We start from the raw sequence: 13,099 nt of genomic DNA, 5'->3' as shown, positions 1-13,099 counted from the left end.
TAATTTGTTGCTGATATGAATAATAAAATGTATTCCGCAGGATGACGTTAAACAAGGAAAAGAAATGAATCTATTTGAACAAACACCGCCTTCACGCAGGCGCTATGGGCTCGCCGCGTTCATCGGTTTAATTGCAGGGATTGTCTCCGCGTTTGTCAAATGGGGAGCCGAGGTGCCGCTTCCGCCACGCAGTCCGACAGATTTATTTACCGGCGCATGCGGGCCTGAGCAATTAATAAGAGCCGCAAGCCAGATTGACTGCTCACGTAATTTTTTAAATCCTCCCTATGTATTTTTACGTGACTGGCTGGGCGTCGTCGACCCTAACGCGGCGGTTTATACATTTGCCGGACATATATTTAACTGGGTCGGCGTAACACATATTATTTTCTCAATCGTGTTCGCTGTAGGTTATTGTGTAGTTGCTGAAGTCTTCCCGAAAATTAAACTCTGGCAGGGTTTGCTGGCAGGTGCGTTAGCCCAGCTTTTTGTTCATATGATCTCCTTCCCTCTGATGGGGCTGACGCCGCCGCTGTTTGAGCTGCCGTGGTATGAACACGTGTCAGAGATCGTGGGCCATCTGGTCTGGTTCTGGTCGATCGAAATCATTCGTCGTGATTTGCGTAATCGCATCACTCACGAGCCAGATCCGGAGATACCGCTGGGTAATTTACGTTAAAAAAAAGGCGCTACATCAGTAGCGCCATTTTTTTATGCAGGGTCAGGTCAGGCTGTACCGCCCACCGTCAGGTTGTCCACTTTCAGCGTTGGCTGGCCCACGCCAACCGGCAGGCTCTGACCCTCTTTACCGCAGACGCCCACGCCGTTATCCAGCTTCAGATCGTTACCGACCATGGAGATCTGCTGCATGGCTTCAATACCGGAGCCAATCAGCGTCGCACCTTTCACCGCTTTGGTCACTTTGCCTTTCTCGATCAGATACGCTTCTGACGTGGAGAAAACAAACTTACCGGAGGTGATGTCCACCTGGCCGCCGCCAAAGTTTGGCGCAAAGATACCGTAATCAACGGATTCGATAATCTCCTGCGGCGTGGATTTGCCCGGCAGCATGTAAGTGTTGGTCATGCGCGGCATCGGCAGGTGCGCGTAAGATTCACGGCGTCCGTTGCCCGTCGGCGCCACGCCCATAAGGCGCGCGTTGAGTTTGTCCTGCATGTAACCTTTCAGAACGCCGTTTTCGATCAGCACATTGTACTGACCTGGCGTACCTTCATCGTCGATAGCCACCGAGCCGCGACGATCGCGCATAGTGCCGTCATCCACAACGGTGCACAGCTCCGAGGAGACAAGTTGCCCAATCTGACCGCTGAACACGGACGTCCCGCGACGATTAAAGTCGCCTTCCAGACCGTGGCCCACCGCCTCGTGCAACAGCACGCCCGGCCAGCCAGCACCCAGCACCACCGGGAATGAGCCCGCTGGCGCCGCGACGGCATTCAGATTCACCAGCGCCATGCGCACGGCTTCTTTTGCCCACGCGTCAGCACGTGCTTCACCGTCAACGTCGCCCAGGAACCAGTCATAGCCGAAACGACCGCCGCCGCCGCTTGAGCCGCGCTCGCGTTTGCCGTCGTCATCGACCTGCACGCTAATGGAGAGACGCACCAGCGGGCGAACATCTGCCGCCAGGGTACCGTCCGTTGCCGCAACCAGAATCAACTCATACACACCGCTCAGGCTGGCAGAAACTTCCTGCACGCGTTTATCCGCAGCGCGCGCCACTTTGTCCACGCGACGCAGGATATCCAGCTTCTCTTCACGGCTCATGCTCTGCAGCGGATCGATGCTGGTATAGAGCGCAGAGTGCTGCACTTCTCCCAGGGTTTTCACGCGACCATCGCCGGTATCACGCACAATGGTACGCGCGGCCTGCGCGCTCTGCTCAAGTGCGGTGAGGCTAATCTGATCGGCATAGGCAAAACCGGTTTTTTCGCCGCTGACGGCACGGACGCCGACGCCCTGGTCGATGTTGTAGGAGCCATCTTTGATGATGCTGTCTTCTAAAACCCAGGATTCGTGATAGCTCGACTGGAAATAAAGGTCGCCGTAGTCGAGACGGCGTTCGGTCAGTTGACCAAGAATGGAGAACAGGTCCTGATGGCTCAGGCCGTTCGCTGCGAGCAAATGTTCACTTACCAGGTTCAGACTCATCGTATTGCTACTCGTTCGTTGCCGCCCGTGGCGGTATAAAGATCGTATTTATTGAGAGTGAGGCAATTACCTGCCCACGTCAAATCATTGCTGTGCATCTTTGCGCGGCTGGCGCAGCACCTCGTTAATCTGCGGTTTATCTACCGGACCGGTAATGCGGTAGCGCAGAATGGAGACCTTGCTCCAGAGTGGACCCAGCACTTTACTGGCGGCAAACACCGCCGCACCAACAATCGGGTTCACCACAAAGGCCGCCGCAACGCCCACGCTCGCGGAAATTTCCGGTGCTACCACGGCTTCCATATCCAGCTCGCGACGCACGAGGTTGACGGAGCCTTTCATGGCGATATCCGCTTCCAGGCCATCCACCAGCGTGTCGTCCGTATGCATAACGCCGTCCTTGATCCACGCCGTACTGCGGATGGAATCGTAGTAGAAACCTTCGCTGAAGGTATCGCTGAAATCGAAGCGCAGCTTGCGCAGCAGCGCATCAAAACTCAGCAGACGCAGGATCTGCCCGGCGCGCCCCGTGCTCACGTCGGCAATTTCACCTTTGCCAAAGTGGGTTTTCAAAATGCCGTTCAGCGAGGCCTCATCCGGCTTCCATGGGGCGTCACGCCAGTGAAGATCGTAATCAACGTTAAATGACGAGCCGCGTAGCGGCGTGCTGATACCAAAGAAATTGGCTGCCGCATCCAGTTTGCTGCCTTTAATGTCGCCCTTCAGGGAAGTTCGCTGCTCGCCCGGGTTATTCACCCATTCCCCTGCGGCCGTCATGCGGCCAAAGCCGGTATCAACCAGGCCGCCGGAGAGCGTAAGCGTGTTTGCCTGAATAGTGAAATCACCGTCGATACGGCCATATTTCTGCCCCCACAGCCAGCACTCCGCACAGCGCAGCTGGAGATCGGGCCAGCCGCTAAAATCGACGCGGGAGGCATGACTCAACGGCAACGTCTCTGTCGGTTTATCTTTCCCGCCTGCGGCGCTTGCCGGGTTGTAGTAGAGGTAGCGGATCGCCGCCTGCCACGGTGCGTGATTGCGCATGGTCAGCGTGCCGTTGATCTCCCTGCCCTGGGCCTCCACTTTCGTACCGTTAGCGGCAGGCTGTGAGACAATGCTCAGGTTGTTCCACTGCTGCCCGCCCAGCATCAGCGACGGCGTACGTACGGTAATGGTTTGCGGGAACTGGGCGGTTTCATCAACGTTTTGCCCAACGCCTTTCTGGAACAGCGCCAGCCACTCTGCACCGTCCATCGGCGGGAGATTCAGCTCAATGCCCGCCTGCTCCGGCAGCGGCGGCGTAGAGTGGCTATCCGTTGTCCAGATGGCTTTGTCGAGGGTGAGCTTGCGGTTAAGCAGCCAGCGGCTGTTGAAGTGGTTTGTCCCACCCGCGTTTCCGGTCAGCTCGAAGCTGTTCAGGTTGCCATCGACGTTCAGCTTTACCGGCAGCGGCTGTCCAGCCTGTTTATCCAGCGGCGCAGGCAGTTGGCTCTGAAGGTTTTTCAGATCGCCCGTGATGTCGACTTTATACTGAGCACCCGCGTGATAAGGCAGGTCGATTGCCACTTTACCCTGCCAGGCGACCGCCCCCTCCACTGACGCCTCAATGGGCTTCGGCAGGACGTCCATATGCGCTGGCTGCCAGTTGCCATCCAGATTGACGGCCACCTGATAAGCCTTTTCACCCTCGCTAGTCGTGAAGTCAATATTAACGGGCTGATTAAACCAGCTGGCCGTAAGCGGCTCGCTCTTAAGGTTACCGTTCTCAAAGCTGAACTGCCCGCTGAGATTTTTCAGTGTGCTCTCAAGGGGTTTGATGAACAGACTGTTGTTCTTCAGGCGGACATCACCTTTGGCGGTGGTCATCTCCCCGTCCAGCGGGATATCAAGATGTAAGCGAGCATTCACATCGCCATCAAGCTGCAGCTGCTGAAGCGTCGCCGCCAGCGACTCTTTCAACGGCGTCTCCTCAAAATACGGTCCCACCGCTTTGCCCGGGCCGTTGATATCGGCATCAATCAGCAGCTTCTCTTTGGAGTAGTCCGGGATGTTGGCCGTCAGGTTGCTGGCCGTCACGCCGCCCAGCGCCACGCTGTCGGACTTCATCCACAATCCGTCATTGAGGAAGTTGAGTTCGATATCCAGGTTTTTCAGCGCGGGCCAGCCGGGCTGGAACGCGAAGGTAGCGTTATGCAGCGGCACCAGCACCTGGAACTGGCCTTCATTATGTTTGTACGGGAAAAGATGTGGATTACCGCCGTAGACCAGCGTGGCATTGTCCGCCTGACCGCCCTGAATCGCGCCGCTGAGATAGTCTACCAGGGCTTTTCCCATCAGGTTTTCCGGGAAGTAGCGCCAGGCCTGAGAGCCGTCATTGGTACTGATCCCGGCCAGAATACCCAGCCACGGCTCATCACCTTCAGGCTGCAGATAGCGGAAATCGCCGCGCGCGTGCACCGCTTTGGCTTTCACATCGATATGGCGGCCATCAAGCTGGAAACCCTTATCGTTACGGAGCCAGTTAAGTACCGCGCTGCCCTGTTCGATTTCCAGCGGCGCGCGGAAGACCGTCTCGTAAGGCATTTTGGCGTCGTGCATATCAACCGTCAGCCTGCCGTTTTCCACGCTGCCTTCCAGCTTGCCGCTAAAGTGCTCCGCCCCCGGCAGCAGCTTCCACTGCTTCCAGGCAAGGTCTTTCCATGTTGCCTGGAAGCGGGTTTTTTCCGTCGCCTGTAGCGGAATATCCAGCGCCAGGGCGTCAATCTTTCCGCTCGGCTGCGTTGCCAGCCAGATCTCGCCCAGGTCCGGAGAGAGCTTTGCCGCCATCGAGCGCAGGCCTTCAATGGCAGCCAAATCCAGGTTGCTGGCGCGGATGCGCAGCTCGTCGCTGCGTTTACTGGCCGCGCCACCGACGTCCTGCTCCGGCATCCAGGCCAGCGTCAGCGCACCGCGCGGCCACGGCTTGCCGTCCATGGTGATGCGCGTATCCGGAATGGCAAACTGCCAGCCCTCTTTCTCCTGCGTCACGTGCGCGGTGAGGTTATCGACGGAAAGCTGATGCTGCTGTTTTTCACCTTTCCAGCTTGCCCCCCCCTGCTTGAGCCAGATATCGCCGCTGGCAAATTCGCCTTTGGTCAGGGTCAGCCAGCCTTCAAGACTGAAACGGGCAGTCTCCAGCTGCATATTTTGCTGGATCCAGTCGCCCAGCCACGGCTTCACGTCCACATCGTCGGCCTGCAGCCAGACTTTGCCGTTGTTTAACAGGCCGTCATCGTCCCGCAGATCCATACGCACCTGCATCACGCCGTGCTGGCCGTTCAGGCTTGAGAGATTGACCTGCCCCTCGGCGCGGTGCCGATCCTTGCCATTGAGCCAGGTCAACTGAGGGATCGCCAGTTCGGCGCGCTGGCCGGAAAGGGTAATAAAGCTCACTTCGCTGTCGCGCAGATCGAAATGATCGAACTGGCGGAGGAAAAGATCGCTGAAGCGGTTGGCTTCAAGACCCTGACCGCTATCGCCGCCAGACAACGGCGTATTGGTCAGGAACTGGAGTTGATAAAAGGTGAGATCGCGAAACTGCCAGCGCAGATGCAGCAGGCTTTGCCAGACGTCCAGCGCCAGGGTCACGCGTTTGATTTTCAGGTAGCCGCCATCTTTCAGGCTGGCGTTGATATCCCGGACATCGAGCGTCGGGCCAAAATTCTGCCAGTTAGCGCTTATCTGGCTCACGTTCACCGGCACGCCGGTGGTGGATTCGATTTTAGCCAGCAGCTGCGGACGCCAGCTGTCCAGATGCGGTAATACGAGGCGTAGCCCGCTCACGAGCAACGCGACAATCACGACCAGCGTTGCCCCTGTAAGCAATAAAATCCCCGGCAATCGCCTCACGCATCTCTCCTTGTCAGCTTTCGTCACGCAGCGTACTGCGTCTTACATCATCACGACGTCAAACTGCTCCTGGTTATAGAGCGGTTCAATTTGTACTTTTACCTGTTTGCCGACAAAGATTTCCACTTCCGCCAGCGCGTGTGACTCTTCGCCTTTCAGCGCTTCAGCCACCGCAGGGGAAGCATAGACCAGAAAACGATCGGAGTCGTAGGCATGATGAACACGGACGATTTCACGCATGATTTCATAGCAGACGGTCTCAACCGTCTTTACCGTTCCGCGTCCATGGCAGGTTGGGCATTCATTACACAGCACATGCTCAACGCTTTCACGGGTACGCTTACGCGTCATCTCCACCAGCCCCAGCTGTGAGAAGCCGTTGATGCTGGTTTTCACGCGATCTTTACTCAGCGCCTGCTCAAGCGAGTGCAGCACGCGGCGGCGATGGTCTTCATTGCTCATATCAATGAAGTCGATGATGATAATGCCGCCCAGATTGCGCAGACGAAGCTGACGCGCAATCGCCTGCGTGGCTTCGATGTTGGTGTTGAAGATGGTGTCATCCAGGTTGCGATGGCCCACAAACGCGCCCGTGTTAATATCGACGGTGGTCATCGCTTCGGTCTGATCGATGATCAGATAGCCGCCTGACTTCAGTTCGACCTTACGCTCCAGCGCACGCTGGATCTCGTTTTCGACATCATAGAGATCGAAGATCGGCTGACGCCCTGAATAATGCTCCAGCAGGCCAGGCATCTCCGGGATATATTCGGCGGTAAATTCCAGCAGCGCTTCATAGGTCAGGCGCGAGTCCACGCGAATGCGGTCGAGCTGCGCATCAGCAAAGTCACGCAGAACGCGCTGAGCAAGCGCCAGTTCACCGTAAAGCTGGTAGCGGGTCTGGTTGCGTTTTTTACGCTCCATCACCTTGGTCCAGACGCGCTTCAGGTAAGCCGCATCCGACGCCAGGTCTTCTTCGCTGATCCCTTCCGCAGCGGTACGGATGATAAACCCGCCCTGTTCATCGCAGTAGGCGCTAACCACTTTCTTCAGACGCTCGCGCTCGGTTTCGCTCTCAATACGCTGCGAAACGCCCACGTGCGACGCTCCGGGCATAAAGACCAGATAGCGGGAAGGTAAGGTGATGTCGGTGGTCAAGCGGGCGCCTTTGGTACCGAGGGGATCTTTCACCACCTGCACCATCAGATCCTGTCCCTGACGCACCAGCTCAGAAATATCGCGCACGGCAAACTGCTTTTGCTCTTCGCCCGCGACGCACTCGGTGTGCGGCATGATATCGGAGGCATGTAAAAATGCCGCCTTATCCAGTCCAATATCTACAAAAGCCGCCTGCATACCCGGTAGTACACGACTGACACGACCTTTGTAGATATTGCCTACTATTCCGCGCCGCGCTTCACGCTCAATATGAATTTCCTGAAGAATGCCACCATCAATATAGGCCACACGGGTTTCCGATGGCGTTACGTTTACCAACAATTCAGCCGTCATAATTATCCCTTCCCTCACGCAGTGAGTTAAAATTGCTCAGCAACTCATACGTTTCCACCAGCGGTAAGCCGACTACGGCGTGATAGCTGCCATTAATCTTCCTGACAAAACAGCCACCCAGCCCCTGAATACCGTATGCACCTGCTTTATCCATCGGTTCACCGCTGGCAATATAAGCGGCGATGTCGTCGTCGGTAAGTACTCTGAACGTCACTTCCGTTACCACAAGGCAATCCAGCACGTGCTGGCTGTCAGCCAGCGCGACGGCCGTCATCACCTGATGTGTTTGTCCGGACATTTTGCGCAGCATGCGCGCCGCATGATCGGCATCGCGCGGTTTCTCAAGCACTTCACCGTTCAGGATAACGATGGTATCTGCTCCCAGCACGGGAAGATCGCGTGGCACACTGGCCACGCCCGCCTGCGCTTTCTCGCGCGCCAGACGAGACACGTACTGTTGAGCGCTTTCGCCCTCAGCACGTTTTTCTTCAATGCCGGTAACGATGCGTTCAAAAGAGACCCCTAGCTGCGTCAGGAGTTCCTGACGGCGCGGGGAGCCGGAAGCGAGATACAAAGACGTCATAGAAACCTTTTATTGCACAGCAAACTGCTGGCGAACCTTACGCATCAGCAGGAATAACCATGGCCAGAGCACACCGTTTACTACACTACTCCAGAACACTTCCGGTCGGAAAGAGACGTTGATCACTAAAAACTCTGCCCAGAAAACAACGATATCCGCAGCGAGCGACAATAGCATCACCACCAGGGCCTGTTGCCAGAGCGCAAGGTTACGAAAGAGCTGGAATTTGAGTGCGACGAGGTACGCAATAATGCTCATGGACAAGGCGCGCACGCCAAGCGTAGAGCCGCTAATGAGATCCAGTATGGCACCCATCACGAAACCTGTGCCGACATTTACGCGATGCGGCAGGGCAAGGATCCAGTAGAGTAAAATGAGCAATACCCAGTTTGGCCGGAAAACGAGAATGTCATCCGGCCAGGGCATCACTTGCAGTAAGAGTGCAATGAGAAACGAGAGCCAGATGACCCAGCGTCCCTGGCTACGATAACTTGCCACTACTGCCCTCCCGAAGAGAGTTTAGGCGGTGGCGGCGCATCCGGCAGCGGCTGCGTTAACCCGGTTGCCGGCGCCGGTACTGGCGCAGGCGGCCCCATGGAATCCGCAGGCGGGAGAACCTGCGGCATCATCTGCATCAGGCGCTCATTTGCTACGCGATGCACCTCTTCAGGCGTCATCGGATTAGCACCGTTACGATCGGCGCCCCACAGCAGCAGCAGATAGCGCAGACGCTGCAAACCGGCGGTTGGACGCGCCTGAATCACGGTATAGGCACGCTGAGTATCCAGCTTCACCGAAGAGACCACCGCAACCGGATAGCCTTCAGGGAAGCGTCCACCCAGGCCGGACGTCACCAGCACGTCGCCCACGCGGATATCCGTGTTAGCCGGCAGATGTTCCAGCTGCAGGTCGTCCGTACAGCCGTTACCGGCCGCAATCACACGGATGTCGTTGCGCAGAACCTGGATCGGCAGCGCATGCGTGGCATCGCAAATCAGCAGCACGCGGCTGGTCAGTTTGGCCACGGCAACAACCTGGCCCACGACGCCTTTATCACTGATAACAGGCTGACCTTCGTACACCCCGTTCACGCTCCCTTTGTCGATCACAACCTGATCGCTGTAGGGGTCATTCACGGTGGAGATCACCTGCGTGACCATTTTCTGCTCATCCTGACGCAGCGGCGAGCCGAGCAGTTCACGCAGACGCGCGTTTTCCTGCTTGTATTGCCCCAGCATCAGCAGTTCGCTGTTTTTCAGCAGCAGTTCCTGACGTAATGCCCGGTTTTCGAGTTCGAGTTGGTCGCGCGAAGACAGCGTTTGAGAAACGGAGTCGAGCAGTTCACGGGGACCATTTGAAACAAAGTAGAAAGGACTGACGGCGGTATCCATGTACGTTCTGATCTGGCTGAACGTACCGAGGCGGCTATCGGCAATAATGACCCCAAGCGCAACCAGAACCGCCAGAATGAGGCGAAACTGTAGCGATGGGCCACGGCTAAAAATTGGCTTCATAGGCTATGCGTATTCTCGCGTCAGAGAGAAAGGGTAGCAAATTGCTACCCTCTCAAACTCGACTACTCTTCGCTGAACAAATCGCCGCCGTGCATGTCGATCATTTCCAGCGCCTTGCCACCACCACGGGCGACGCAAGTCAGTGGATCTTCTGCAACTACGACAGGAATACCTGTCTCTTCCATTAACAGGCGGTCGAGGTTACGCAGCAGCGCACCACCACCGGTCAGAACCATACCGCGCTCGGAGATATCGGACGCCAGCTCTGGTGGACACTGTTCCAGCGCAACCATTACCGCGCTCACGATGCCCGTCAGTGGTTCCTGCAGCGCTTCCAGAATTTCGTTGGAGTTCAGGGTAAAACCGCGTGGAACACCTTCAGCCAGGTTACGGCCACGTACTTCGATCTCACGCACTTCATCGCCCGGGTACGCAGAGCCGATTTCGTGTTTGATACGCTCTGCGGTGGCTTCACCGATCAGAGAGCCGTAGTTACGGCGCACATAATTAATGATGGCTTCATCGAAGCGGTCACCGCCGATACGTACGGAAGAGGAGTACACCACGCCGTTCAGAGAGATAACGGCCACTTCAGTGGTACCACCACCGATATCCACCACCATAGAACCGGTGGCTTCAGACACAGGCAGACCTGCACCGATGGCCGCAGCCATTGGCTCTTCAATCAGGAACACTTCACGTGCACCTGCACCCTGGGCAGATTCACGGATTGCGCGACGTTCTACCTGGGTTGCGCCAACCGGCACACACACCAGAACACGCGGGCTTGGACGCATGAAGCTGTTGCTGTGAACCTGCTTGATGAAGTGCTGAAGCATTTTTTCAGTCACGAAAAAGTCAGCGATAACGCCGTCTTTCATTGGGCGAATGGCGGCGATGTTGCCAGGGGTACGACCCAGCATCTGCTTCGCGTCATGACCCACAGCGGCCACGCTTTTCGGCGAGCCCGCACGATCCTGACGAATGGCCACAACAGAAGGCTCATTCAATACGATGCCTTGTCCTTTTACATAAATAAGGGTATTCGCGGTACCCAGGTCAATGGACAGGTCATTGGAAAACATGCCACGAAATTTTTTCAACATACTAAGGGATAATCCTGAAAGCTGGGGCGGAAAACAAAATCCGCTTACTTTACCAACCACACGCAGCAGCGACAAGGCGCAAAAATCATCTGCAACGGTGAAAATTTGTGCAGTACGTTTCCTGATGTTACAAATTCATCCCCTGACTCCCTCAGGGCTGAGTAAACAGTAGCGTTCCCCACTGACGTTTGTAACCCGTTAAAGGTCGTTTACTGGCTTTTTGCTCGACATACTCAAAGCTACAGGCGCGATATTCTACGTGAAAACAGCGTAAACGGCAGGTCAAACAGAGTATCTTTGCAAATATTTTTTCACGTTGGTGTCAAGCGGTTGAGAGGCAGCAAAAAAATCCCCCTGACCCCCCATCACACCGCGCTCAGTTAACATCTGCCATTCGCCTCTGGAGCGCACGCCCGTGGCAAAAACTTGTGTTCGCGTTCCCTTGCATGCTTCTACCAGACTCTGGACCAGCAGCTGGTTTTCCGTACGCTTCTCAATATTCCTTACCAGCCCTGGATGTAGCTTTAATAACTCCACATCCAGTTCCTTAATCCAGTTGGTACTGACCAGCGTTAAACCTGCCTGCGTCACCGCTACACGCGCACCAAGTGCATTGATCAAACGTACCACCGGACGTAACCGGCTGATGTGTTGACCTACATCGGCCTCTGCAAGTTCAAAAATAATGTGTTTGCGTTGCGATTTTTCGCATTGCATTAATGTATCACGAAGCCAGCGCTGAAAACGTGGGCGTATTAACGACTCCACGGTGACCTGTAACGCCAGGTTTTCTTCAGGCCAGAAGGATAAAAACGGGATCAGCCGGGTAATTTGCTGGCGGTCATACTCTTCGGACAGGCCAAATTGCAGCACCATCGGCAGATATTCCGCAGAGATGACCTCTTCCGTACCGTCAAAAATACGACACATCAGTTCACGGTGATGAACGTTGCCGTTTTTCATGACCGCGGGTTTTTGATAAATACGTGGCCCGCCGCGGCTGAGCATTTGCTCAATCAGCGTTCGCCAGCGCACGTTGCCGCGCCCTTTTTCCGGCAGCGAGTCATCATAAACCGCCCACCCGTTCGCCCCCTGCAACACGGCGTTGCGGGTGGCGGCTTCCGCATGCTCCATCACCTGTTCTGTGGATTGTCCGCCACGCCAGGCGCAGATCCCCATGTGGACCATATCGTCCCTGTCGAGCATTTTGCTCTGCGGCAGCGCATCCACCGCCTTCAGCAGCTGGCTGGCGATGCTTTCCGATTCCTTCAGCGTGCGATGAGGCAACAATACGGCAAAGTCGCTGCGGTGATAGCGGGCCAGCAGCGCGCCCGGGTAGCGCATAATAAAGGTGGAGAGCAGGTTGATCAGCGTAAAGAGGTTTTCTTCCGCGACCCGCTGTCCCCAGGTGTCGCGCAGGAGATCGAAATCGGGCAGGCGAATCATCATCACCACCCCGTGTGTCCCCACTTTTTCTGAATCGTCGAGCAGCGTGGCGAGCTGATTATCAAAGAAAAGACGGTTGTTAAGGCCGGTTTTATTATCCTGCGCCGCATAAGAGCGGATCAGCGTATCCATACGGCTGCGCTGATCGCTGGCAAACTGGATTTCGGAGAGCAGAGTATCCAGCGCGCTGCTGGCGCGTGACGGCCACTCGTGGACGGAGCCACGCACCTGCGGGCCGCGTTCACCGTTAAGGATCCGCACAGAGCGCATCTCCAGCAGCTCCTGGCCGGAGAGCTGGCGGCGCAGCCAGCGAACCGCGAGAAAGATCAGCAGGACGATAAACGCAACGGCGACGGTGAGCGGCGCGGTGGTCATCATGGAACGGAAGTAGCTGGCCATCGGATCGAGATAGACCATGTGTATGGTCATCCCCGGATTTTTAAGGGAGTGCACCGTCACTTCCCGGTACTGGCTCACCACGCCCGCAGGTCGATAACTTCCCGGCCGTTCATGGCTTAAAACACGATGCTTTCCCTGCAGAATGTCGATCTGAACGATATCAACAGGTACCATCAACTCATCGAGCTCACGGGAGAGCGCCGGCAACGGCGTCGTCAGCAGACGCGTATCAATCACCGACGCGACAGACTGTACCCGGTTGACCAGCTTGTCCTGAATGGCGGTGTAAAAGCTCAGGGAGCAGCCCATAAGCGTGACAAAAATGGTAAGCCCCGTCAGCAACGTGATAAAAGCCGAGAACTTCGTCGTTAATCGCATCCTTGAGATTACTCCGTGGGTTGATGGGGTAGCGAGTAAGCGCTAACTTGCATTTCAAATGCGGCATACTACCAAATCGAGTGTATCTGGCAATTTATTGC

At 56.1% G+C, this 13,099-nt stretch carries 9 protein-coding genes; 1 reads left to right on the top strand and 8 read right to left on the bottom strand.

Annotated features, from left to right (window positions below; translation table 11 throughout):
• Positions 1–64: 64 nt before the first annotated feature.
• Positions 65–679 carry a YagU family protein gene (locus FU672_RS11175; protein WP_032642433.1) on the top strand — a complete coding sequence of 205 codons (615 nt, stop codon included), beginning with the start codon at positions 65–67 and terminating at the stop codon, positions 677–679.
• Positions 680–726: 47 nt separating this feature from the next.
• On the opposite strand, the gene tldD is transcribed toward FU672_RS11175, so the two are convergent.
• The 8 genes from tldD to csrD form a co-directional block, all read right to left on the bottom strand.
• Entirely contained in the window at positions 727–2,172 is a 1,446-nt protein-coding gene (gene tldD / locus FU672_RS11170; RefSeq protein WP_029740073.1) for a metalloprotease TldD, read from the bottom strand.
• 84 nt (positions 2,173–2,256) lie between these two features.
• Positions 2,257–6,060, bottom strand: a complete 3,804-nt coding sequence (yhdP, locus tag FU672_RS11165) for an AsmA2 domain-containing protein YhdP (RefSeq protein ID WP_148243302.1) — start codon at positions 6,058–6,060, stop codon at positions 2,257–2,259.
• A gap of 42 nt (positions 6,061–6,102) precedes the next feature.
• The gene (rng, locus tag FU672_RS11160; protein ID WP_010436156.1) at positions 6,103–7,572 is read right to left on the bottom strand and encodes a ribonuclease G; all 1,470 of its coding nucleotides are present in this window, start codon (positions 7,570–7,572) and stop codon (positions 6,103–6,105) included.
• Positions 7,562–8,155 carry a Maf family protein gene (locus tag FU672_RS11155; protein ID WP_148243301.1) on the bottom strand — a complete coding sequence of 198 codons (594 nt, stop codon included), beginning with the start codon at positions 8,153–8,155 and terminating at the stop codon, positions 7,562–7,564. Before FU672_RS11155 ends, rng begins: the two co-directional genes overlap by 11 nt.
• 9 nt (positions 8,156–8,164) lie before the next feature.
• Positions 8,165–8,653, bottom strand: a complete 489-nt coding sequence (gene mreD / locus FU672_RS11150) for a rod shape-determining protein MreD (protein WP_023309399.1) — start codon at positions 8,651–8,653, stop codon at positions 8,165–8,167.
• The gene (mreC, locus tag FU672_RS11145; protein ID WP_023309400.1) at positions 8,653–9,669 is read right to left on the bottom strand and encodes a rod shape-determining protein MreC; all 1,017 of its coding nucleotides are present in this window, start codon (positions 9,667–9,669) and stop codon (positions 8,653–8,655) included. Before mreC ends, mreD begins: the two co-directional genes overlap by 1 nt.
• 62 nt (positions 9,670–9,731) lie before the next feature.
• The gene (mreB, locus tag FU672_RS11140; RefSeq protein WP_000913396.1) at positions 9,732–10,775 is read right to left on the bottom strand and encodes a rod shape-determining protein MreB; all 1,044 of its coding nucleotides are present in this window, start codon (positions 10,773–10,775) and stop codon (positions 9,732–9,734) included.
• 282 nt (positions 10,776–11,057) lie between these two features.
• Positions 11,058–12,998 carry an RNase E specificity factor CsrD gene (gene csrD, locus FU672_RS11135; RefSeq protein WP_148243300.1) on the bottom strand — a complete coding sequence of 647 codons (1,941 nt, stop codon included), beginning with the start codon at positions 12,996–12,998 and terminating at the stop codon, positions 11,058–11,060.
• Positions 12,999–13,099: the final 101 nt, after the last annotated feature.

Origin of the sequence: Enterobacter asburiae, assembly GCF_008080435.1 — a bacterium.
In the GTDB taxonomy this organism is placed as follows: Bacteria; Pseudomonadota; Gammaproteobacteria; order Enterobacterales; family Enterobacteriaceae; genus Enterobacter; species Enterobacter asburiae_C.
This window is presented reverse-complemented; position numbering and strand designations above follow the sequence as displayed.